This is a genomic window from Cellulosimicrobium sp. G4 BAM 1002, assembly GCF_057126935.1.
The window spans coordinates 1,429,436-1,452,252 of record NZ_CP182109.1 but is presented as its reverse complement, the minus strand read 5'-3'; the positions used below and the strand labels follow the sequence as shown (position 1 = coordinate 1,452,252).

General features: G+C 72.1%; 19 protein-coding genes, 1 pseudogene and 1 riboswitch. Of the genes and pseudogenes, 9 read left to right on the top strand and 11 right to left on the bottom strand.

Features of this window, described 5'->3' with window-relative positions; translation table 11 throughout:
- Positions 1–7: 7 nt before the first annotated feature.
- Positions 8–805 carry a maleylpyruvate isomerase N-terminal domain-containing protein gene (locus tag ACMXGY_RS06555; RefSeq protein ID WP_483776051.1) on the bottom strand — a complete coding sequence of 266 codons (798 nt, stop codon included), beginning with the start codon at positions 803–805 and terminating at the stop codon, positions 8–10.
- Between the two features lie 77 nt (positions 806–882).
- On the opposite strand from ACMXGY_RS06555, the gene ACMXGY_RS06550 reads away from it, so the two are divergent.
- The 7 genes and pseudogenes from ACMXGY_RS06550 to galK all read left to right on the top strand — a co-directional run bounded on the left by ACMXGY_RS06550 (position 883) and on the right by galK (position 8,988).
- Entirely contained in the window at positions 883–2,037 is a 1,155-nt protein-coding gene (locus ACMXGY_RS06550; RefSeq protein WP_483776050.1) for an Mrp/NBP35 family ATP-binding protein, read from the top strand.
- 443 nt (positions 2,038–2,480) lie between these two features.
- Positions 2,481–3,503: an efflux RND transporter periplasmic adaptor subunit gene (locus ACMXGY_RS06545; RefSeq protein WP_483776049.1), complete on the top strand. Its 1,023-nt coding sequence runs from the start codon at positions 2,481–2,483 to the stop codon at positions 3,501–3,503.
- A complete protein-coding gene (locus ACMXGY_RS06540) occupies positions 3,500–4,357 on the top strand; it encodes an ABC transporter ATP-binding protein (protein WP_483776048.1) in 858 nt (285 codons plus the stop codon). Before ACMXGY_RS06545 ends, ACMXGY_RS06540 begins: the two co-directional genes overlap by 4 nt.
- Complete coding sequence (locus ACMXGY_RS06535) at positions 4,354–5,565, top strand: ABC transporter permease (RefSeq protein ID WP_483776047.1); 1,212 nt, start codon at positions 4,354–4,356, stop codon at positions 5,563–5,565. The genes ACMXGY_RS06540 and ACMXGY_RS06535 overlap by 4 nt, the downstream gene beginning before the upstream one ends.
- Positions 5,566–5,661: 96 nt before the next feature.
- On the top strand, positions 5,662–6,435 hold the full coding sequence (locus ACMXGY_RS06530; protein ID WP_483776046.1) for a DeoR/GlpR family DNA-binding transcription regulator: 774 nt from the start codon (positions 5,662–5,664) through the stop codon (positions 6,433–6,435).
- Between the two features lie 48 nt (positions 6,436–6,483).
- Positions 6,484–7,686, top strand: a pseudogene (galT, locus tag ACMXGY_RS06525) (galactose-1-phosphate uridylyltransferase); the annotation flags it as partial.
- 69 nt (positions 7,687–7,755) lie between these two features.
- Entirely contained in the window at positions 7,756–8,988 is a 1,233-nt protein-coding gene (gene galK / locus ACMXGY_RS06520) for a galactokinase (protein ID WP_483776804.1), read from the top strand.
- Positions 8,989–8,995: 7 nt separating this feature from the next.
- Here the strand turns inward: galK and ACMXGY_RS06515 are convergent, their stop codons facing one another.
- Positions 8,996–9,802, bottom strand: coding sequence for an exodeoxyribonuclease III (locus ACMXGY_RS06515; RefSeq protein ID WP_483776045.1), 807 nt, complete (start codon positions 9,800–9,802; stop codon positions 8,996–8,998).
- A 433-nt stretch (positions 9,803–10,235) separates the two neighbouring features.
- On the opposite strand from ACMXGY_RS06515, the gene ACMXGY_RS06510 reads away from it, so the two are divergent.
- On the top strand, positions 10,236–10,559 hold the full coding sequence (locus tag ACMXGY_RS06510; RefSeq protein ID WP_483776044.1) for a hypothetical protein: 324 nt from the start codon (positions 10,236–10,238) through the stop codon (positions 10,557–10,559).
- A gap of 482 nt (positions 10,560–11,041) precedes the next feature.
- On the opposite strand, the gene ACMXGY_RS06505 is transcribed toward ACMXGY_RS06510, so the two are convergent.
- The 5 genes from ACMXGY_RS06505 to ACMXGY_RS06485 all read right to left on the bottom strand — a co-directional run bounded on the left by ACMXGY_RS06505 (position 11,042) and on the right by ACMXGY_RS06485 (position 16,615).
- Positions 11,042–11,890 (bottom strand): hypothetical protein, encoded by an 849-nt coding sequence (locus ACMXGY_RS06505; protein WP_483776043.1) that lies wholly within the window; start codon positions 11,888–11,890, stop codon positions 11,042–11,044.
- A 247-nt stretch (positions 11,891–12,137) separates the two neighbouring features.
- Entirely contained in the window at positions 12,138–13,388 is a 1,251-nt protein-coding gene (locus ACMXGY_RS06500) for an MFS transporter (protein ID WP_483776042.1), read from the bottom strand.
- Positions 13,389–13,670: 282 nt separating this feature from the next.
- Entirely contained in the window at positions 13,671–14,552 is an 882-nt protein-coding gene (locus ACMXGY_RS06495) for a bifunctional methylenetetrahydrofolate dehydrogenase/methenyltetrahydrofolate cyclohydrolase (RefSeq protein ID WP_483776041.1), read from the bottom strand.
- The gene (gene glyA / locus ACMXGY_RS06490) at positions 14,549–15,838 is read right to left on the bottom strand and encodes a serine hydroxymethyltransferase (protein WP_483776040.1); all 1,290 of its coding nucleotides are present in this window, start codon (positions 15,836–15,838) and stop codon (positions 14,549–14,551) included. The genes ACMXGY_RS06495 and glyA overlap by 4 nt, the downstream gene beginning before the upstream one ends.
- Before the next feature lie 80 nt (positions 15,839–15,918).
- Positions 15,919–16,044: riboswitch (ZMP/ZTP riboswitch) on the bottom strand.
- A 22-nt stretch (positions 16,045–16,066) separates the two neighbouring features.
- Entirely contained in the window at positions 16,067–16,615 is a 549-nt protein-coding gene (locus ACMXGY_RS06485) for a GNAT family N-acetyltransferase (protein ID WP_483776039.1), read from the bottom strand.
- A 165-nt stretch (positions 16,616–16,780) separates the two neighbouring features.
- On the opposite strand from ACMXGY_RS06485, the gene purU reads away from it, so the two are divergent.
- Positions 16,781–17,635, top strand: coding sequence for a formyltetrahydrofolate deformylase (gene purU / locus ACMXGY_RS06480; RefSeq protein WP_483776803.1), 855 nt, complete (start codon positions 16,781–16,783; stop codon positions 17,633–17,635).
- Between the two features lie 133 nt (positions 17,636–17,768).
- On the opposite strand, the gene ACMXGY_RS06475 is transcribed toward purU, so the two are convergent.
- The 4 genes from ACMXGY_RS06475 to ACMXGY_RS06460 form a co-directional block, all read right to left on the bottom strand.
- Positions 17,769–18,878, bottom strand: coding sequence for a substrate-binding domain-containing protein (locus ACMXGY_RS06475; RefSeq protein WP_483776038.1), 1,110 nt, complete (start codon positions 18,876–18,878; stop codon positions 17,769–17,771).
- 83 nt (positions 18,879–18,961) lie between these two features.
- A complete protein-coding gene (gene mmsB / locus ACMXGY_RS06470; protein ID WP_483776037.1) occupies positions 18,962–20,251 on the bottom strand; it encodes a multiple monosaccharide ABC transporter permease in 1,290 nt (429 codons plus the stop codon).
- 53 nt (positions 20,252–20,304) lie between these two features.
- The gene (gene mmsA / locus ACMXGY_RS06465; protein ID WP_483776036.1) at positions 20,305–21,864 is read right to left on the bottom strand and encodes a multiple monosaccharide ABC transporter ATP-binding protein; all 1,560 of its coding nucleotides are present in this window, start codon (positions 21,862–21,864) and stop codon (positions 20,305–20,307) included.
- A gap of 284 nt (positions 21,865–22,148) precedes the next feature.
- Positions 22,149–22,691 carry an N-acetyltransferase family protein gene (locus tag ACMXGY_RS06460; RefSeq protein ID WP_483776035.1) on the bottom strand — a complete coding sequence of 181 codons (543 nt, stop codon included), beginning with the start codon at positions 22,689–22,691 and terminating at the stop codon, positions 22,149–22,151.
- Positions 22,692–22,817 lie beyond the last annotated feature (126 nt).

Below are 22,817 nucleotides of genomic sequence, written 5' to 3'. Positions count from 1 at the left end.
GTTCCGGCTACTGGGTGCCCTCGGCCGCGACGCGGCGCAGGCGGTCGACGAGCGCTGGGTCACCCGCGACCGTGAGCCCGTCCGCGGTGCCGCGGCCCCAGAGCCACAGGTCGAGCGCCCACGCCGGACCGGCGACCTGCGTGGTGGTCGATCCGGGCAGGTCCACGAGCTGCGCGGCATCGAGGTCGTAGGCCGTCCCCGACTCGGGGCCCGTGCCGGTGAAGCGCCCGAACGCGAGCTCCCAGCTCCGCGGCGTCTCCGCCGGGCCGTCGACGACCACGGAGATCGTCGCGCCGTCGGGCGTGAAGACGCCCCAGCCGGGCACGCCGTCGACCATGACGGTCAGGACCTCGTCGACGCCGTCCGCCGCGACGCCCGGGTCCGCGGGGGTGACGTCGCGGCCGGCGGTGAGCTCGGCGTCGGCCCGGTGGACGAGCGCCTCGTGCGCCTGGCGCCGCACGACCCAGCCCACGTGGCGGCCGTCGTCGTGCCACGACCAGCACGGCTCGGCGGGGTCACGTCCGGTCAGCGCGGAGACGAGCCGGCTGGTCGAGCGCTGCAGGAGGGCGGGCAGCTCCGCGTCGGACTCCGGCCGCGGCAACGGCGGGACGTCGTCGCCGTCGAGGCCCTGCCCGGGCGCCGGCCCGACGACGCGCGACCAGAAGTCCTGCACCTCGGCCAGGTGGTAGATCAGGTCCGCCCCGGTCCACTCCGGGCACGACGGCACGCGGGCGTCGGGCGGCGCGCTGCGTGCGGCGTCACCGAAGAGCTCGCTGTCGCGCGCGAGCGACGAGAGGGCGTCCATCCGAGCACCGTAGTACCGACCACCCGCGGGACCAACGACCCGGCGGGACCGGCGCACGCCGCGCCTACGATGGAGCCATGCCCGACCCCGCAGCGCACCCGCTCGAGCAGGCCGTCCGCCACGCCCTCACCACGGTCCTCGACCCGGAGATCCGCCGGCCCGTCACGGACCTCGGGATGGTGCGCTCGGTCGACGTCGAACCGGGGGCGCCCGGGGCCACCGTCGTGGTGGGCGTCGACCTCACGGTCGCGACGTGCCCGATGCGCGACACGCTCACGCGCGACGTCGCGGCCGCGGTCCGCGCGGTGGACGGGGTCGCGGACGTGCGGGTCGAGCTCGGAGTCATGAGCGCCGAGCAGCGCGCGGAGCTGCGCTCGATGCTGCGCGGCGGCGTCGGTGAGCCCGAGATCCCGTTCGCCAAGCCCGAGTCGCTCACCAAGGTGTATGCGATCGCGTCGGGCAAGGGCGGCGTCGGCAAGTCGTCGGTGACGGCGAACCTCGCGGTCGCGCTCGCCGCGGAAGGGCTCGACGTCGGCGTGGTCGACGCGGACATCTACGGATTCTCGATCCCGCGGATGCTCGGCGTCGACCGCCAGCCCACGCGCGTCGACAACATGCTCCTGCCGCCGATCGCGCACGGCGTGAAGGTCGTCTCGATCGGGATGTTCGTCCCCGCGGGCCAGCCGGTCGTGTGGCGCGGGCCGATGCTGCACCGCGCGCTGCAGCAGTTCCTCGCCGACGTCTTCTGGGGCGACCTCGACGTGCTGCTCCTCGACCTGCCGCCCGGCACGGGCGACATCGCGATCTCCGTCGCGCAGCTCCTGCCCGGCAGCGAGATCGTCGTCGTCACGACGCCGCAGGTCGCCGCCGCGGAGGTCGCCGAGCGTGCAGGGTCGGTCGCGCTGCAGACGCAGCAGGGCGTCGTCGGCGTCGTGGAGAACATGTCGTGGCTCGAGCAGCCGGACGGGTCGCGCCTGGAGATCTTCGGCGCGGGCGGCGGCGAGCGCGTCGCCGCGAACCTGTCCCGCGCGACGGGCACGGACGTGCCGCTGCTCGGGCAGGTGCCACTCGACGTGACGCTGCGCGAGGCGGGCGACGGCGGGACGCCGGTCGTCCTCTCCGACCCCGGGGCGCCCGCCGCGGTCGCGCTGCGCGACGTCGCGCTCCGCCTCGCGCGGCGCCCGCGCGGGCTCGCGGGGCGCTCGCTCGGCGTCACCGTCGTGTCGTCCTGAGCTCGGCTCACAGCACGACGCGGAGCACGACGCCCCGCACGGCGCGGCCCGACCGGTCCCGCCCTCTCGAAGGCTCCCTGTCTTTTCCTCACGCCACGGTATAGTCTCGCCCGCATCTCGTCCCGGGGGGACGGCCGGCCGGCCGGTGAGGGGGATACGCAGTGGCAATGCCGCCGCTCCGCCATGCCCTGTTCCTGCTCCGACGTGCACCGTCGCCCTGCACCGCCTCGCTCGGCTCCCGCTGTCACCGGCGACGTGCGTCCACCACCCGACCGACGGCGGCGTTACCGCTCCGTGACCTCATGGGGGAGAACAAGCGGCGAGACTCCTCCCCAGGGATGACGACGGCGCCTCCCGGACCGCCCTAGCCTCGGGCCGTCCCCGAGCAACCGCCCGACCCCGACGCTCGTCCGCCGTCGCCCAGCGCCCTCAGGAGCCCCCACGTGGGTATCACCCGCCGGTTCGTCTTCCCCGCCCTCCGCATCCTCGTGTGGGGCGTCATCGCCGCCTCGCTCGCCGTCATCGCCTTCCGTTCCGCGCCCGAGCCCGCCGACGACCCGGCGGTGCCGTCCGCCGAGCTCGTCGAGCCGCAGGTCGCCGTGACCACGGGCGACGTCACCAACACCGTGACGGTCACCGGTCAGGTCGTCGCCGACCCGGCCGCGCCGCAGAAGGTCACCCAGCGCGGGACGGTCACGGAGGTGCTCGCCAAGCCCGGCGACGTCGTCGAGGCCGGGGCGCCCCTGCTCGAGGTGACGCTCACCGAGCCGCAGGAGCCGCTGACGAAGACCGATCTCGAGACCGGCGAGGTCACCGTCACGGAGCGACGGCCCAAGGTCACCAAGGAGACCGTCACCGCCACGGTCGCCGGCACCGTCGCGACCTACACGGCGCTCAAGGACCAGGAGGTCTCCGTCGGCGACGACTTCGCGACGATCTCGCCCGGGACGCTGTCCGTGACCGGGAGCATGGTGGCCGAGCAGCAGTTCCGCCTGCTGCAGATCCCCGCCGAGGCGACGGTCACCGTGACCGGCGGCCCCGCACCGTTCACGTGCACGAACCTGCGCATGGGCGCGGCGGCGGCTCCGGTCGGGACACCGGAGGACGGCGCGGGTGGCGACCCTGCCGCCGGCGGCTCGTCGGCGAGCATCACGTGCGCGGTCCCCGGCGACGTCACCGTGTTCGCCGGCCTCGCGGCCGAGCTGGAGGTCACGGCGGGGTCCGTCGAGGGCGCGCTCGTCGTGCCCGTGACCGCCGTGCTCGGGCGCGTCGAGCAGGGCAAGGTGTGGGTCGTCGGCGAGGACGGCGAGGCCGAGGAGCGGGCCGTCACGCTCGGGATCACCGACGGCGCCGTCGTGCAGGTCACCGAGGGCCTGGCCGAGGGCGACCAGGTGCTCGAGTTCGTGCCCGGTCAGGACGTCGAGCCCGTCGTCGACCCGATGAGCGGCGAGGTGTTCGTCGGATGACCCTCCTCGAGCTGAGCGGGGTGACGCGCTCGGTCCTGCTGCCCGACGACCGCGAGCTGGAGATCCTGCGCGGCATCGACCTCACGGTCGCCGCGGGCGAGCACGTCTCGGTCGTCGGCCGCTCGGGTACCGGCAAGTCCACGCTCCTCAACATCCTCGGCCTCCTCGACGCGCCCACCGCCGGGGAGTACCTGCTCGACGGCGTCCCCATCGGCCGGCTCTCCGGCCGCGCACGCGCGCGGCGCCGCGGTGCCGACTTCGGCTTCGTGTTCCAGCAGTTCAACCTGCTCCAGGGCCGCACCGCGCTCGAGAACGTCGTCGCGCCGCTGCTGTACGCGCGCGGCCGGCAGTTCTGGCAGCGGCGCACCCTGGCCGCCGAGATGCTCGAGCGCGTCGGCCTCGGCGACCGCCTCGACACGCGCCCCGAGAAGCTCTCCGGCGGCGAGCAGCAGCGCGTCGCGATCGCACGCTCCCTCGTCCGCGTCCCGCGCGTCATCCTCGCCGACGAGCCCACGGGCGCGCTCGACGTCGACACGGGCACCGAGGTCATGGACCTGCTCGACACCATCGCGCGCGAGAACGGCTCGGCGCTCATCGCCATCACGCACGACCTCGCCGTCGCCTCGCGCGCCGCCCGGCAGTTCCGCCTCGCCGACGGCGTGCTCACCCCGATCTCCATCAGCGCGCGCAGCGCAGGGTCGCTCACGGCGCTCGACGCCCTCGGCGAGCGCACCGGTGCTCCGAGCGCCGGTGTCGGGCCGTACGGCCCGGGGAGGGCCGGGGACGAGCAGGCCGAGCACGTCGCGCGACCGCTCGTGACGGCCGGCCCGTCGCACGAGGGGGACGCCGCGTGACCGGGTTCGTCGGCGCCGTCCTCGAGGCGTGGGACGAGCTGCGCATCCACAAGGTGCGCGTCCTGCTCGCGCTCGTCGGCGTCGCGGTCGCGGTGTGCGCGATCACCGCGATCTCCGCGGCCGGGGAGATGCTGCGCCAGGTCTCCGCCGAGCAGAACGACCGCTGGCAGGGCCGTGCCGCGACCCTCCAGGTCTCGGCCTGGCCCACGGGCGAGGGCGGGAGCGTCATGCCGTCGCCCGACGAGTACACACGGGTGTTCGACGAGATCGTCGAGCGCTACGCCGTCGAGCACTCGTCGATGCTGCGCGACGCACCGGCTCCGGTGCGCTTCCCGGACGGCACGCGCGAGGTCTACACCACGGGCGTCGAGGCCGACTGGGCCACGATGCACCGGTTCGAGGTCACGTCCGGCCGCTGGTTCACCGACGCCGACGCCGACCGTCTCGCGCCCGCCCTCGTCGTCAACCAGGCCTTCCTCGACGCGCTCGGCGGCCGGACCGTCGCCGAGCACCCGACCGTCACCATCGGGGGCGACAACCCGGTCGTCGCGACAGTCGTCGGGGCCTTCCCGGACGACTGGCCGGGCGCCGAGCCCCAGGCGTACGTGCTCGTCGACGCGCAGGCGGCATGGGTCACGCCCGAGTCGCTCGAGATGACCGGGCCGCCGCGCCTCGAGCTCTGGGTTCCCGACGACCTCGCCGACGGCCTCCAGGAAGCGATCCAGCGCGACGTCGCGGGTGCGCTCAGCGGGGTCCAGGCAGAGGTCTACCGCTCCGACTCGGCCGAGTACGCGACCGTCGACGGCGCGATCCGCTGGGTCGTGATCGGTGTGAGCGCCATCGCGCTCCTGCTCGGTGGACTGGGCCTCGTGAACATCGCGCTCGTCACCGTGCGCTACCGCATCCGCGAGATCGGGATCCGCCGCAGCTTCGGCGCGAGCTCGGGCCGCGTGTTCTTCGCCGTGATGATGGAGAGCGTCGTCGCTACGACCGTGGCGGGCGTCGTCGGGGTGACCGTCGCCGTCGTCGTGCTCCACAACGTTCCCCTCGACTCGCTCATGGGCTCGGCCGTGCAGGACCGCCCGGGCTTCCCGTTCTCCGCCGCCGTGACGGGCATGCTCGCCGCGGTCGGAGTCGGCGCGCTCGCAGGCCTCCTGCCCGCGCTCGTCGCCGTCCGCGTCAAGGTGATCGACGCCATCCGCTACTGAGACCGCAACTGACCGGCACCGGTCGATCCACTCGTCGATGTTGGGTCGTGTTCGATCGTGTTGGATTTCTCGGGGAACTGGACAATACTGTCCTGCATGCTCGCCTCACAGCGCCAGGAGCGCATCCTCACGGAGATCCGCGACCACGGCGCGGTCCGGATCGGTGACCTGACCCGTGAGCTCGGCGTCTCGGACATGACGATCCGGCGCGACCTCGTCGAGCTCGCCGACCAGGGGCTCGTCCGCAAGGTGCACGGGGGCGCCGTCGCCCCGCACACCACCGCGCACGAGCCGGGGTTCGCGGCGAAGAGCTCGCGCGAGGCGGAGGAGAAGCAGGCGATCGCTACCGCCGCGGCACGGCTCATCACCCCGAGCTCGTCGATCGCGCTGAGCGCGGGCACGACGACGCACCTCCTCGCCGCGCGCATCGCGGCGGATCCCGCGCTGCGCCCGCTCACCGTCGTGACCAACTCCCTCCCGGTCGCCGACACGCTGCACCGCGCGGGCGACCCGCGGGTCGAGACGATCCTCACCGGGGGCAGCCGCACGCCGTCCGACGCGCTCGTCGGCCCGCTCGCAGAAGCGGCGCTCGCGGGGCTGCGCGTCGACCTGGCGTTCATCGGGGCGCACGGCGTCGACCCGGAGATCGGGCTCACGACCCCGAACCTCGAGGAGGCCGCGACCAACCGGGCCCTCATCCGCGCGGCGGGCCGCACGGTCGTCCTCGCGGACCACACGAAGTGGCACACCACGGGGCTGCGCGTGTTCGCGACGTTCGCCGACGTCGACGTGCTCGTCACCGACGACGGGCTCGCCGAGGACGAGCGCGCTCGCGTCGAGGACCTCGTCGAGCAGCTCGTCGTCGCCTGAGCCCCGCTCTCACCACCATCACCAGCACCGCGATCGGAACCCGCACGCATGAACCAGCACCTGCGCCGCACCTCGACCCGCCTCGCCGACGGGCGCGAGCTCGTCTACTTCGACGACTCGCCCGAGTACGTCTCCGGCGAGCGCACGCGGCGCCTCGACGACCCTCGCCCGTTGCCGGACCGGTTCGCCCCGGTCCCCGGCGCCGACGGGACGCCTCGCCCGTACACCGGGCCCGAGATGCGTCGCGACCCGCTCACGGGCGACTGGGTGCCGCTCGCCGCGCACCGGATGAACCGCACGTTCCTCCCCGCGGCGGACTCGTGCCCGCTGTGCCCGGCACGGCCGGGTGCCGCCTACTCCGACGGCGAGGTCCCGGACACCGACTACGACGTCGTCGTCTTCGAGAACCGCTTCCCCTCCCTGCAGCGCGTCCCGGGAGTCCCGGACGAGGTCGCGGAGGACGTCCCGCTCCAGCTCCACGCCCCTGCGGCCGGCCGCTGCGAGGTCGTGTGCTTCGCGAGCGACCATCACACCTCGTTCGGCGCGCTGTCGCCGCAGCGCGTGCGGACGATCATCGACGCGTGGGCAGACCGCACCGCGGCGCTCGGTGCCGAGCCCGGGGTCGAGCAGGTGTTCTGCTTCGAGAACCGCGGGCAGGAGATCGGCGTGACCCTGCACCACCCGCACGGGCAGATCTACGGCTACCCGTACGTCACGCCGCGCACGCGCGCCCTCCTGACCGAGGCTCGCGCCCACCACGAGCGCACCGGACGCAACCTCCTGCGCGACGTGCTCGACGGCGAGCTCGCGGACGGTCGCCGCGTCGTCATGGAGACCGAGCACTGGGTCGCCTACGTCCCGTACGCCGCGCGCTGGCCCGTCGAGGTGCACCTCGCCCCGCGCCGCGACGTCCCCGACCTGCCCGCGCTCACCGACGCCGAACGCGACGACCTCGCGACCGCGTACCTCGAGCTGCTGCGCCGCCTCGACCGCTTCTTCGAGACCGCCGACGGCGACCCCATCCCGCTCCCGTACATCGCCGCGTGGCACCAGGCACCCGCGCGCGAGGGGCGTTCGGTCGCCGACGGCGGCACCGACGACGTCACTCTGGCGCGCCTGCACCTGCAGGTCTTCTCGGTCCTGCGCGCGCCGGGCAGGCTCAAGTACCTCGCGGGGTCGGAGTCCGGCATGGGCGCGTGGATCAGCGACACCACCCCGGAGCGGATCGCCGCCCGGCTGCAGGAGCTCGCGCCGACGAGCGAGGCGCGCGGCTGGGTCCGCGCCTGGTCCGACGACGTCGGCGCCGCCCGGGCGCGCGCGGTGTTCGGGGACGCGTTCGGCCATGACGCGGCGAGCGACGAGACGTCCGGCGGTGACGTCGGTGTGTGGACGGCACCCGGCCGGGTCAACCTCATCGGCGAGCACACCGACTACAACGCCGGCCTGTGCCTGCCGATGGCGCTCCCCCACCGCACCTACGTCGCGCTGCGCCCGCGCACCGATTCGCTCGTCCGTCTCGCGTCGGCCCAGGCGCCGGGCGAGGTCTGGACGGCTCGCCTCGAGGAGGTCGCCCCAGGCGCCGTCGCCGGGTGGGGGTCGTACGTCGTGGGCGTCGCGTGGGCGCTGCGCGAGCAGCTCCGCGCCCAGGGCGCAGAGCCGTCCTCGATCACGGGCTTCGACGCCGCCGTCGACTCGAGCGTCCCGTTCGGGGCCGGGCTCTCGTCGTCCGCCGCGCTTGAGTGCTCGGCCGCCGTCGCGCTCGACGAGGTCGCGGGCCTCGGTCTCGCCAGGAGCGACGCCGGGCGCGCGACCCTCGCGGCGGCGAGCATCCGCGCGGAGAACGAGATCGCGGGGGCCCCGACCGGGGGCATGGACCAGTCCGCGTCCCTGCGGGCGCAGGCCGGCCACGCGCTCCTGCTCGACTGTCGTCCCGGTCTCGACCCGGTGGAGTCGGCCGAGCAGGTGCCGTTCGACCTCGACGCCGCCGGGCTCGCGCTGCTCGTCGTGGACACCCGCGCGGAGCACCGGCTCGTCGACGGGCAGTACGCCGCGCGCCGCGACACGTGCGAGGACGCCGCCCGCACCCTGGGTCTCACCTCGCTGCGCGAGCTCGCGGACGCCGTCGCGACGAGCGACGACCCGGCGGGGATCCTCGCGGCGGCCCTGGAGAAGCTGCCCGACGACGTCGCGCGCCGCCGGGTGCGGCACGTCGTCACGGAGATCGGCCGGGTCCGCGACCTCGTCGCGTTCCTGCGCGACAGCCGCCCGGACGCGATCGGCCCCATCATGAACGCGTCGCACGTCTCGCTGCGCGACGACTACGAGGTCTCGAGCGTCGAGCTCGACGTCGCGGTCGAGGCCGCACGCGTGGCCGGCGCGCTCGGCGCGCGCATGACCGGCGGTGGCTTCGGTGGCTCCGCGATCGCCCTCGTCCGCGCAGACCAGGTCGAGGCCGTCGCCGAGGCCGTCCGCGCGGCCTTCGAGCGCGAGGGCCTCGGCGCCCCGGGCTTCCTGATCGCCACCCCGTCCGCCCCGGCCGAGCGCGTCGCCTGACGTCGCCTCAGAGGTCGTAGGTGACGACGACCGGCGCGTGGTCGCTCCAGCGCTCCTCGTGCGACGGCGCGCGGTCGACCTCGACCTTGACGGCGCGGTCCGCGAGCGCGGGCGTCGCGAGCTGGTAGTCGATGCGCCAGCCGGCGTCGTTGTCGAACGCGCGCCCGCGCCACGACCACCACGTGAACGGACCCGGGCCCTCCCCGCCGTGGGTGCGGCCGAGGTCGACGAGGCCGATCCCGTCGAGCCACGTGTCGACGTACGCGCGCTCCTCGGGGAGGAACCCGGCGCTCTTGAGGTTGCCCCGCCAGTTCTTGATGTCGACATTGCGGTGGGCGATGTTGAGATCGCCCGCGAGCACGACCCGGTCCCCCGTCGCCGCGAGCTCGCGCAGGCGTGCGGTGACCTTCTCGAGGTAGGCGTACTTCGCGGTCATCGTCTCGGGCTGGCTCACGGTTCCCGAGTGGAGGTACGCCGAGATCACGGTGACGCGGCCGCCGTCGGGGAGCTCGAGGTCGGCCTCGACCCAGCGGCCGGTGTCGGCGGGCGGCTCGGGCTCGCCCGCGCCGAGGCCGACGCGCACGGCGGCGACGGGGAGGCGCGACGCGACGGCGACGCCCGCGCGGCCCTTGACGTCGCACGCCTGGTGCGCGACGTGCCAGCCGTCGAGCAGGTCGTTCACGACCGAGTCGGGCGCGCGGACCTCCTGGAGCAGCAGGACGTCGGGGGTGCGGGACGCGATCCAGGCGTCCATCCCTCGGCGCACGGCGGCGCGGATCCCGTTCACGTTGGCGGTGGCTATCGTTGTGAGCACCGGGACATCCCATCACGACCCGCCCACGCCTCGGTCAGAGAGATGTGGTGGCGCCGTTCACGCCCTGCTGGTCCCGCGGCGGGCCCGCAGCGATCCGACGGCGCTCCCACTGCACTCTGGCAACTGGCACGCTGTTCTCTACGGCGTTCGCGCGCTACGGCGTGGTCGTGAGATGGTCGCCGACGGGGGGGCTCCTTCGCTTCTCGTGACTACCGCCGCCAACGCGTCGGAAGCTCGTCGAGATCGCGCTCCTCCTCGTCGAACGGGGAATGCGGCTGGTCGATCTCCACCACCTAACGGGCACGCACAAGGGGCGAAGACAACAGCCCAACGAATAGTGCGTGCTCTCTGCGAGAAGTGCAGCAACGAGAAGGGGCCAACCCGTATGAGATGGCGCCAGAACGCGTCCACCCCCATCGCGAGCCAGGCAGTCGTGACGAGTGCCGAGGTCCTCGATTCCCACCTGCCCATCCTTCGTGTCTTCCGAACCTCAGAGACCTGGATGTATCTCTCTGCGCAGGAGCCCGACACCTCACAGCCGATCGTCGTCCACTGGAAGCATGTTCTGGAACTAGACCCGGACATCGGTCAGGTCATCCTGAAGAAGGGTCAGTACGCCCTCCGCGCTATCGACAACGGGATAGCAAGCCCATGGCGTTCGTACGGGCCGTACTCCGACTCGACGATCGACGAGTTCCTCGAGGACGGGACTGTTGACCGGCAACAGGCAGGAATCCTCCGGGATCTACTGGAGTGACCAGTCCGTTGAGCCCGCGCGTGCCAGTGCGGCTGCGGGCGGCCTCCGGCGTGGAGTTCGCCCAGACCGCAGGTCCGGATCAATGATGCTGAGGCGTCCGCACTCGTGTTACAGCGTCGTCGCGGAAGAGGCCGTCCAGTGTGGCGGGACGTGAACTTTGTCCCCTCGCCCAACGGATCGTTACTGTCCCGTTCACGCACTGTCGCCGTTGCGACGACGAGCAAGCGGCATCTTCCTTCATGACGATGTAGACGACGGAGCAACCCACCCAGTGCTCTTGTCACTGAAGGGCCTTCCCGGCGCACGACGCCGAGCACTCCGGAGGAGCTTCCGAACGCTAACAGGCCCCTCAGACATTGCGGCAGCGTTGCCGCAGGGTGGCCCAGGCACCGCGCGTCACGAGGCGATCATCCCGAAGCACCGTGCTTCCCGGAGCATGGCGCTGCTCATTCCTGATCCTGGCGACCTTCGCGGCAGACGTGTCACGCCTGGGCGGCAGGCACGAGCCTGGGTGGCGCGATCCACCGCCGATTAACAGACTCAGGCACCGAGTCCTCGGACCATTGCTCGACCTCGGTCAAGCGTCGAAGGTCGGGCAGAGACTCAAGGTAGCGCACACCCTCGAGGCGCCCGTTCAGTCCGATCGCCAGCCAGTTGAGTTGCCGACAGCGCGCGAGCGGTCTCACGTCGATTCGGGGCGCGTCCTCGGGCACGGAAGTGGGGGCGATGACGAGGTCTCGAAGCGCTGGCAGCCGCTCGACACCATCCAAAGTGACGATGCGTCCCCGATCAATCTCTATCTCTGAGAGAAGTGAAAGCTCCGTCCCAGGATCAAGTCGCGCCACACGATTGGGACTCGTGAGTGAGCACTCGAAGCGAAGTCGGCGCAACCCAGTACATCCGCTCAGACGTGCAAGATCAGGGTCACGGACCTTCCCGAGATGCAGGCCCTCAAGCTTCTCGAGCTGCGACAAATCTCCGGCGAGATGGACGTCGTCCGCCGAGAGCGTGCGAAGGGCACGGAGGTCTTCCGTCTGGAGCGTGTCACGACGGGCGAGCCGACCGAACACGGAGAGGTGCTCAAGTCGACGCTGCGTGGCTGGGGGGATCGGCGGAAGAGCCCTGCTGTTGAGATGCAGGTACGTGCACCGAAACTCGTCCAACCAGTCCAGCGAATCTCGTTCCAGTGGCGCGGCCGTGTCGATGCCGATTCCGTCGAGACCAGACTCGAGCAGCCGCTCCCTGTCCGCAGCCTCCGGCGGCCGGTGGAACCATGCCACCTTCAGCTTGCCGCCCGGAACTTGCTCCCCGCGAATCGTCACGCGGTTCAACTGTCAGACCTCGCGACCGATGCGTCAGCATCGTAGCCTCGCTCGCCACAGAGGAATCGTCCAGTGGTCATGTGTCGCACGATAGCGCCCGCTCAACGAAGCAGGTCGCAACCGAGATCGTCCGGCCGTCACCTCCAGGGTCCGGTGACCAGTGGGCCGTCTGACCTGCTACAGTCCCGTTCTCGAACTATCGCCGTAGCGATCGTCAGCACGCGGGCCATCCCATCACACACCCCCGACAACCACGTCAGGCGGTCGGCGTGGTCTCGCTCACGGCCGCGGGAACGGACCTCGCGGTGCGGAAGGCACCGGCGAGGACTGCCGAGACGGCGGCGAGCGCGGCCAGGACGGCGAAACCGAGGCGGAGCTGGTCCGCGGTCGCGAAGACGCCCGTGAGGACGCCGCCAAGCACCGCCCCGACGTACGTGAAGACGTTGAGCCGTGCGACCGCGCGGTCCGTGACCACCGCGACCCCGGCAGGGATGGGCGCCCCGGCCACGACGGCCTCGCGCGCGCGGTCGCCCACCGCGGAGAACGCGAGCGGCGCGACGACGCCGAGCCCGAGCCCGGTCGCCGCGAGCCCCAGGACGGCGACGGGCCAGGCCGACGCCGCAGCCACCACGACGAACCCCAACGCACCGAGCACGCCTCCGAGCCGGACCACCCGGACGCGACCGAACCGCTCCACCACCCGGTCCCCGAGCAGGCGGGACACGATGAGCGCCGCCTGGTACGCCGCGTAGCCGAGCGGCGCGGCGGCGGCGCTCGCCAGGAGGACGTCGCGCAAGAACGTGGCGCTCCAGCTCGAGACGGCGGAGTCCGCGACCGGGAAGGCCACCATGCCGGCGCCGAGCAGCGCGATCGTGCCCGCGCCCACCCGGAGGGCCAGGCCGGTCCCGCTCGGACCCCCCGCGCTCGCCCCGCCCGGGGTGACGGCCGCGGGGACCGGTGCGCCGCCGTCGGGCAGCCGCGACGCGAGCACGACGGCGGTCACCGCGACGACGACGCCCACGACCGGCAGCGCGACGGGTTGGCCGAGCGCGAGGAGGGCGCTGCCCGAGACGACGAGCGCCCCGAGGACCCCGCCCGCGGCGTTCCCGGCGTAGAACGACGCGAGCAGGCTCCGCCCGTGCGCGCGCTCGATGTCGATCCCGAGCATGTTCATCGCCGCGTCGACGGCGCCGAGCGCGAGCCCGTAGAGCCCGATCGCCACGAAGAACACGGGCCAGGTCGGCGCCAGCCCGACGCCCGCGATCGCCAGAGCGGCGAGCAGCAGCCCGCCGACGACCACGGAACGCGCGCCCCGGGCCCCGGCCAGGACCCCCGACAGCGCGCTCCCCAGCCCCGCGAGCACGCACACGCCCAGCACGACGAGCGTCACGACGTCGTCGCCCATGCCGAGCCGGTCCTTGTACCCCGGGATGCTGGTCAGCACCACGGCGAACCCGAACCCCTGCACGGCGTACGCCGCCGTCGTCGCGATGCGCGTCCTCGTCACCCGCGCAGACTAGCGCTCACGAGTCACGCCCGGACCAGCGGCCCGCTGGCGCGCTCCGTGGAGGTCGGCACCTGTGGCAGCGGCGTCGCTACGGCCGCGGGGGCAGTGTTCCGTGCCCACCCCACGCCGCGCACGAGGTGAGATGGACGAGGGAGGGTGCGGCGGCGCGTCGCGGGTCGTGGTGGGTCTGGCGGGAGGCCGCGAGGCACGAGCGGCCGGATGGTAGACCCGCGACGCGCCGCCGCACCCTCCCGCCAAGGTGACCCGAGAGAGTTGCCCGGCTCAGACGGAAGCGCGCTCCGCCGTGTCGACGACGTTCGCCAGAAGCATCGCCCTCGTCATCGGCCCGACCCCGCCCGGGTTCGGCGAGATCCAGCCCGCGACCTCGGCGACGTCCGGTGCGGCATCTCCGACGACGCGGCTCTTGCCGGTCGCGGGGTCGACCTCGCGCGAGACGCCGACGTCGATGACGACGGCGCCGGGCTTGACCATGTCGCGCGTGATGATGCCCTGCACCCCGGCTGCCGCGACGACGACGTCGGCGCGCCGCACGAGCGCGGCGAGGTCCGTCGTCCCGGTGTGGGTGAGCGTCACGGTCGCGTTGACGGCGCGGCGCGTGAGCAGCAGGCCGATCGAGCGGCCGACGGTCACGCCGCGCCCCACGACCACGACCTCCTTGCCCGCGAGGGAGATCCCGTGCCGCTCGATGAGCTCGATGATCCCGCGCGGTGTGCACGGGAGCGGCGACGTGACCTCCTCGTTGACGCGCAGGACGAGGCGCCCGAGGTTGGTCGGGTGCAGTCCGTCGGCGTCCTTGGCCGGGTCGATGAGCTCGAGCACGCGGTTGGTGTCGATGCCCTTCGGCAGCGGGAGCTGCACGATGTAGCCCGTGCATGCCGGGTCCTCGTTGAGGCGGCGGACGGCGGCCTCGATCTCCTCCTGGGTCGCGTCGCCGGGCAGGTCCTCGCGGATCGAGGCGAGCCCGACCTCGGCGCAGTCGCGGTGCTTGCCCGCGACGTACCACTGCGAGCCCGGGTCGTCGCCGACGAGGAGCGTGCCCAGGCCGGGCACGACGCCCTTCCCGGCGAGGACCGCGAGCCGGTCCTTGAGCTCGGCCTTGATCGCCGCGGCGGTGGCCTTGCCGTCGAGGAGCTGGGCGCTCACTGGTGCAGGCCCGGGTACAGCGGGAAGTCGGCCGTGAGCTTCTGCACGCGGGCGCGCAGCGCGTCGACGTCCGAGGCCGCACCGGCCTTGAGGGTCGCGGCGATGATCTCGGCGACCTCGGTGAACTCGGCGTCGCCGAAGCCACGGGTCGCGAGCGCGGGCGTGCCGATACGCAGGCCGGACGTGACGCGCGGCGGGCGCGGGTCGAACGGAACGGCGTTGCGGTTCACGGTGATGCCGACCTCGTGCAGGAGGTCTTCGGCCTGCTGACCGTCGAGCGCGGAGTGGCGCAGATCGACGAGCACGAGGTGGACGTCGGTGCCGCCGGTGAGGACGGAGACGCCGGCCTCGGCGACGTCGGCCTGTGCGAGGCGGTCCGCGATGATGCTCGCGCCCCGCAGCGTGCGCTCCTGGCGGTCCTTGAAGTCGTCGGACGCCGCGATCTTGAACGACACGGCCTTGGCCGCGACGACGTGCATGAGCGGGCCGCCCTGCTGGCCCGGGAACACGGCGGAGTCGATCTTCTTGGCGTACTCCTCCTTGCTGAGGATGAAGCCGGAGCGCGGGCCGCCGATCGTCTTGTGGACCGTGGAGGAGACGACGTCGGCGTAGGGCACCGGGGACGGGTGCAGGCCCGCGGCCACGAGGCCCGCGAAGTGCGCCATGTCGACCCAGAGCTTCGCGCCGACCTCGTCCGCGATCGCGCGGAACGCCGCGAAGTCGAGGTGACGGGGGTAGGCGGACCAGCCACCGATGATGACGTCGGGGCGCGTCTCGAGCGCCTGCTTGCGCACCTCGTCCATCTCGATGCGGTACGACTGCGGGTCCACGCCGTACGCGGAGACGTCGTAGAGCTTGCCGGAGAAGTTGATCTTCATGCCGTGCGTGAGGTGGCCGCCGTGGGCCAGCTCGAGGCCGAGGATCTTGTCGCCCTTGTTGATGAGCGCGTGCAGGACGGCGGCGTTCGCCGTCGCGCCGGAGTGCGGCTGGACGTTGGCGTGCTCGGCGCCGAAGAGTTCCTTGGCCCGCGCGATGGCGAGGTTCTCGGCGACGTCGACCTGCTCGCAGCCGCCGTAGTAGCGGCGGCCCGGGTAGCCCTCGGCGTACTTGTTGGTGAGCACGGAGCCCTGCGCCTGCAGGACGGCGCGCGGGACGAAGTTCTCGGACGCGATCATCTCGAGGGTGTCGCGCTGGCGCGCGAGCTCCCCGTCGAGGACGGCGGCGATCTCGGGGTCGAGCTCGGCGAGCGGGGTGTCGAGGACGTTGTCGGCTGGCTGGGCGCTCATGGCGTCTCCTCCGCGGGGTTCTGGCAGTTGTCGGCGGTGGTCACGTTCCCGGCTCGCCGGGTACGCCCCACCAGGGGGTGACCCGGGGCCCAGGCGAACGACCCGTCGTCTGCACAGCGTGCCGCTCCCCGGTGGTGATCCACCCTCCCCGTCCACCACCAGTCGTGCTTCGGTGGGTGCGGGGTGCGCCAGTCGCGACGCGCACGATCCTAGCGCACGACCCGCACGCTAGTCCTGGACGCCGGGGACCCGACGGTCCGCCTCGTCGCCGACCTCGACCGCGCCGTCGCGCACCTCGGCCGCGCCGAGGATGCGCCGCAGGTACGTGTAGGTGAGGTCGCCCGCCGCCTTGTCGTACTGCTCCTCGTAGCCGTGCTTGGTGTACATCGCGAGGTTCTGCTTCGAGTCCTTGCCGGTGAAGACCCAGATCTCCGACGTCTGCTCGGGCAGGTACGGGAGCACCTCGAAGAGCATCTGCGTGCCGATGCCGCGGCCCTGCATGTCGGGCGCGACGGCGAGGCGGCCCAGCGTCGCCTTGGAATCCTCGATCTCCACGCGGACGGAGCCGACGAGGCGCGGGCCGAGCCACGCGCCGATCGTCACGACGTCCTCGCGCGCGAGGTCGTCGCGCAGCTCGTGGAGCGTCTGGGTCAGCGGGGGGATGTTCGGGTCCTCGTACAGCTGCGCCTCGGTGACGAACGCCGCCCGGCGCAGGGTCAGGAGCTCCCCGGCCTCGGCGTCGGTGACGAGGCGGGTCGTGATCTGCGCGTCGTTCATGGGCCCATCGTGTCAGACATCAGGACCCGGGACCGTGCGGGTCCGGGTGATGTCCGCGGGCGCCCGTGCGAGACGCCGCCTCGCGCCCGGCGCCGCGCGACTACCCTCTGTGGGGTGTCCACGACAGAACCCCGCGGCGTCGCCGGCGCCGCGCCGCAGCAGCCCGTGACCGGCGGCGCCACCCACTGGGTCCTCACGCTCTCGTGCCCGGACGGGCCGGGGATCGTGCACGCCGTCGCGGGCGCCCTCGCGCGCCTCGGCGGGAACATCACCGAGTCGCAGCAGTTCGGCGACCCGCTGTCGGGGCTGTTCTTCATGCGGGTCCAGGTCACGGCGGACGCCCCGCGCGACGAGCTCGAACGCGCGGTCACCGAGGTCGCGGCCCGCTTCGCCATGTCGTGGCAGCTCGACGTCGTCGGGCGGCGCGTGCGGACGCTGCTCATGGTCTCGAAGGCACCCCACTGCCTCGTGGACCTGCTGTACCGCGAGCGGTCCCAGGGCATGCCGATCGAGGTCGTGGGCGTCGTCGGGAACCACCGGGACCTGGAGGACATCGCCGCGTTCTACGGCAAGCCCTTCCTCCACGTGCCCGTCACGCGGGACACCAAGGCGGAAGCCGAGGCGCGGCTGCGCGGCCTCGTCGACGAGCTCGACGTCGAGCTCGTGGTCCTCGCGCGCTACATGCAGATCCTGTCGGACGACCTGTGCCGCGAGATGCCGGGTCGCATCATCAACATCCACCACTCGTTCCTGCCGAGCTTCAAGGGCGCGCGGCCCTACGCGCAGGCGCACGACCGCGGCGTCAAGCTCATCGGCGCGACGTCGCACTACGTGACCGGCGACCTCGACGAGGGGCCGATCATCGAGCAGGACGTCGCGCGCGTCGACCACTCGCGCCGCGTCGAGGACCTCGTCGCGATCGGCGAGGACGTCGAGCGCCAGACCCTCGCTCGCGCGGTGCGCTGGCACGCCGAGCACCGCGTGCTGCTCGACGGGCACCGCACCGTCGTCTTCCGCTGAGCCGGCCCCGTCGACGTCGACCCGGCGCCCGACCCTGACCGCTCCGCCGAGCCGCGAGCACGCCGCAGCCCCGCCACGTTGCCGGACGTGGCGGGGCTGCGTTGACTGCGCCGTGCTGTGGTCGTCAGACCTGTCAGCCCTCGGTGAGCGGGCCGAGCGTCGGGTCGTTCGCGTAGACCTCGGCCGCGTTCTCCTGCGTGACGATGACGGGGTCGAGGAGGAAGGCCGGGACGACCTTCACGCCGTTGTCGTACGACTCGGTGTCGTTGGCCTCGAACTCGTCGCCCGCCTGGGCGAGCTGGACCTGGCGGATGGACTCGGCGACGAGCTCACGCGTGTCCTTGTAGATCGTCGAGTACTGCTCGCCCGCGACGATCGACTTGACCGACTCGACCTCGGAGTCCTGGCCGGTGATGACCGGCGTGGGCAGCCCGGCCTGGCTCACCGAGGTGAGCGCGGCGCGCGCCAGGGTGTCGTTCGGGGAGAGGACGCCGTGCAGCTCCGTGCCGCCGCTGTAGGAGCCGGAGAGGATCGTGTCCATGCGCTTCTGCGCGTTCTCGGCCTTCCAGCCCTGCGTGGCGGCCTGCTCCATCGTGGTCTGGCCGGACACGACGGTGAGCGTCCCGTCGTCGATCTTCGGCTGCAGGACGCTCATGGCGCCCTCGAAGAACGGCGTCGAGTTCGCGTCGTCGGGCGACCCGGCGATGAGCTCGATGTTGTACGGGCCGGCACCCTTGCGCTCGGCGAGCCCCTGGAGCAGCGCCTCGCCCTGGAGCTCGCCGACCTTGAAGTTGTCGAACGCGACGTAGAGGTCGACAGCCTCGGTGTTCTTCACCAGGCGGTCGTACGCGATGACCTGGATGCCCGCGTCGTGAGCCGCCTCGAGCTGCGCGCCGAGCTGCGAGCCGTCGATCGCGCCGACGACGATGACCTCGGCGCCCTGCTCGATCATGGCCTGGATCTGGTTCTGCTGCTCCGAGACGCCGCCGTTCGCGAACTGGACGATCGGCTTGAAGCCGGCCTCGGTGAGCCCGTCGTTGAACAGCTCCTCGGCGAGGACCCAGTTCTCCGACGTCTTCTGCGGGAGCGCGACACCGATGGTCGCGTCGGCGGCGAAGCCGGCCGCCGCCTCCTCGCCGCCGGTCTCCTCGGCGCCCGAGCCGCCGCGGTCGGACGAGCAGCCGGAGAGCGCGAGCGCGCTCGCCGCCGTCAGCGCCAGGAGCGCCGTGGTGAGCTTCTTCATGGGTTCAACTTTCTGGTCAGGCATCCGTCGTCGGATGCGGGTCTCGCTGGAGGTGTGGTGCGGTTCGGGGGCCCGGACGGCCGTCAGCCCTTCGCGGCCGTGGCGCCGTCGGCGACGGGCACCTCGGGCTTGAGCTCGTCCGCACCGGGCACCGCGCCGGTGCCCTTGTCGCGGCGGGTCGGGAAGATGAGCCCGATGATCGACGGCTTGCCCTGGACCTTGTTGTAGACGTCGAACGCGACGGCGACGAGGAGCACGAGGCCCTTGATGATCTGGGTCATGTCGGAGCCGACACCCATGAGCTGAAGGCCGTTGTTGAGCACGGCCATGACGAGGCCACCGATGACGGACCCGACGACCGTGCCGACACCGCCGGACACTGCGGCCCCGCCGATGAAGACGGCCGCGATCGCGTCGAGCTCCCAGTTCGTGCCGTCGAACGGGCCCGACGCCGTCGAGCGGCCGATGAAGATCATGCCGGCGAGCGACGCGAGGATGGACATGTTCATCATGACGAAGAAGTTCGTGCGGCGGATGTTCACGCCCGACAGCGCGGCGGCCTGCCGGTTGCCGCCCACCGCGTAGACGTGGCGGCCCGTGATGGTCCGCGACGCGACGAACTGGTAGACGATGACGAGGAAGACGAGCACGACCGCGGGGATCGGGAACGACGTGCCGACACGGCCGGACCCGTAGAGGTACGTGAGGTAGGCGATGACGGCGCCGATGAGGACGACGCGGGTCACGGAGATGGAGAGCGGCGGCACCTCCGCGCCGAGGCGGCGGGCGCTCGTGCGCCGACGCAGCTCCGACCACACGACGGCGGCGATCGCGAGCACGCCGAGGACCAGCGTGGAGTTGTTCAGGCCGGTGTTCGGGCCCCACTCGGGCAGGTAGCCACCCCCGAGCGTCTGCAGCTCCTCGGGCACCGGCACGGAGTTCGACTTACCGATGTACTGGTTGAGCCCGCGGAAGATCATCATGCCCGCGAGCGTCGTGATGAAGCCGGGGATACCGACGTAGGCGACCCACCACCCCTGCCACGCGCCGATCACCGCACCGACCGAGAGGCCGAGCAGGATCCCGAGCCACCACGGGATGCCCCAGTCCCGGATGGCGATCGCGACGATGATGCCCGTCACCGCGGCGACGGAGCCGACCGAGAGGTCGATGTGCCCGGCGATGATCACGAGCACCATGCCGATGGCGAGGATGAGGATGTAGGAGTTGCCGTTGAGGAGGTTCTGGGCGTTGCTCGGCGTCAGGACGCGCCCGTCGGTCCTGATCTGGAAGAAGACGATCAGGGCGAGGAGCGCGAAGAGCATGCCGAACTGGCGGGCCCCTCCGCTCAGCAGCTGCTTGATGGACGACATCGTCGGTGGTTCCTTCTCGGTTGCGATGAGGTGTGCGGGTGGTGGGGGCGCGCTCAGGCGGCGGCGTCGGAGGGGCCGTCGCCGACGGCGCCGGTCATGAGGCGCATCAGGCCTTCCTGCGTGGCCTCGGCCCCGGTCACCTCGCCGGTGATCCGGCCCTCGAACACGGTGTAGATGCGGTCGCACAGTCCGAGCAGCTCGGGCAGCTCGGAGGAGATGACGACGACGCCGCGGCCCGCGTCGGCGAGCTTCTGCACGAGCCCGTAGATCTCGTACTTCGCACCGACGTCGATGCCGCGCGTGGGCTCGTCGAGGATGAGGAGCTCCGGCTCGGTGAACATCCACTTGGCGAGCAGGACCTTCTGCTGGTTCCCGCCGGAGAGCTTGGCGATCCCCTCGTGCACGCTGCGGGCCTTGACGCCGAGCGACTTGCGGTACGACTCGGCCGCCACGAAGGCGGCGTCCTGGTCGATGACCGTGGCGGTCGAGATCTTCGGCAGGTTCGCCGCGACGACCGTGTCGAGGATCGAGTCGAGCAGGTTGACCCCGAGCGACTTGCGGTCCTCCGGGACGTAGGCGATCCCGTGGTCGATCGCGGACTGCACGGTGGGCATCCGGATCTCGGCGCCGTTCATGCGCACGGTCCCGGACAGGTAGCGGCCGTAGGAGCGGCCGAAGAGGGAGCGCGCGAGCTCGGTGCGGCCCGCGCCCATGATGCCGGCGAACCCGACGATCTCGCCCCGGCGCACGTGGAACGTCGAACGGTTGCACACGAGACGCCCCGGGACCTGCGGGTGCTCGACGGTCCAGCCCTCGACCTCGAAGAAGGTCTCGCCGATGCTGGGGGTGTGGTCGGGGAAGCGCGACTCGAGCGACCGGCCGACCATCCCACGGATGATCCGGTCCTCGTTGACGCCCTCGCCCTCGACGTCGAGCGTCTCGACCGAGTGCCCGTCGCGGATGATCGTGATCGAGTCGGCGATCTCCTCGATCTCGTTGAGCTTGTGGGAGATCATGATGCTCGTCAGGCCCTTGGAGCGCAGGCCGCGCAGCAGGTCGAGCAGGTGCTCGGAGTCCTCCTCGTTGAGCGCCGAGGTCGGCTCGTCGAGGATGAGCAGCCGCACGTCCTTGGCCAGCGCCCGGGCGATCTCGACGAGCTGCTGCTTGCCGACGCCGATGTTCTTGATGATCGCGTCCGGAGACTCCTGCAGCCCGACGCGCGCCAGCAGCTCCGTGGCCCGGCGTCGCGCCTCGCCCCAGTCGATGCCGAACGCGCCCCGCACCTCGTTGCCGAGGAAGATGTTCTCGGTGATCGAGAGCTCGGGGATGAGGGCGAGCTCCTGGTGGATGATGACGATCCCGGCGTGCTCGCTCGACCGGATGTCCTTGAACTGGACCTCCTCGCCGTCGTAGTGGATCTCGCCCGTGTACGACCCGTGCGGGTACACGCCCGAGAGCACCTTCATGAGCGTCGACTTGCCCGCGCCGTTCTCCCCGCAGATCGCGTGGATCTCCCCCGCACGCACCCGCAGGTTGACGTCGTCGAGGGCACGCACGCCCGGGAACTCCTTGGTGATGCCTCGCATCTCGAGGATCACGCGCTCGTCCGTCATCGGACCTCCTCCTGCTGAGGACACGTCGCGGCGCACCAGTGCCCGCGTACCCGGGCACCCTCAGCGCCGCCCGAGCCGGGCCGACGCTATTCCTGGCTTCGTCTTGGCGTCAACTCCTGAACGCAAGGTTCCGGGAACCGTGACCAAACAGCGACCTTGGTCACGGGAACACGCCCGGATGTGAGCGCAAACATGGCGAGAACGCTCCCACGTGATCAGAACCTGAATCCGCGGGAGCGCTCTCTGAACGTCAGACGACGATCGTGATCCCGTGGACCGGGCCTCTACCTCGCGCTGCCCGCGCTCCCTCGCGGCACCAGGGCGAGCTTGAAGCCCTCGTGCGACTGCTCGTACCCGAGCGAGCGGTAGAAACGGTGGGCGTCGCCCCGCCGCTTGTCCGAGGTGAGCTGTGCGAGGGTGCACCCGCGCTCGATGCCCCACTCGTGCGCCCACGCCATCATCGCGCGACCGACACCCTGGCCGCGCAGACGCCGGTCGACGCGCACGGCTTCGACGAGCAACCGGGACGCGCCGCGCCGCGAGATGCCCGGCACGACCGTGAGCTGCATGGTGCCGACGACGGCGCCGCCGTGCTCCACGACGACGAGCTCGTTGTTCGGGTCGGCCGCGATGGCGGCGAACGCGGCCTCGTGCTCCGGGCCGAGCTCCCCGGTCCGCGCTGCTGCCACCGCGTCGTCGGCGATGAGCTCGACGACGAGCGGCAGGTCCGTGGCGACGGCGACGCGGAAGACGAGGGCCGCCGTCGGGCCGGGGACGCCGGCGGCCGCGGTCGAGAGGGCGTGCTTCGGGGCAGGAGAGCTGGCCACGGTTCGCGACGGTAGCAGCCGCGGCGGCACTCTCCGGCCGTTCGAGGTCGAGCCCTGGTCGCACCGAGTGGTGCTCCCCTGCTCGGCACGAGAGCGGGCTCCGGTCGCACGAGGTAGAGCCCCGGT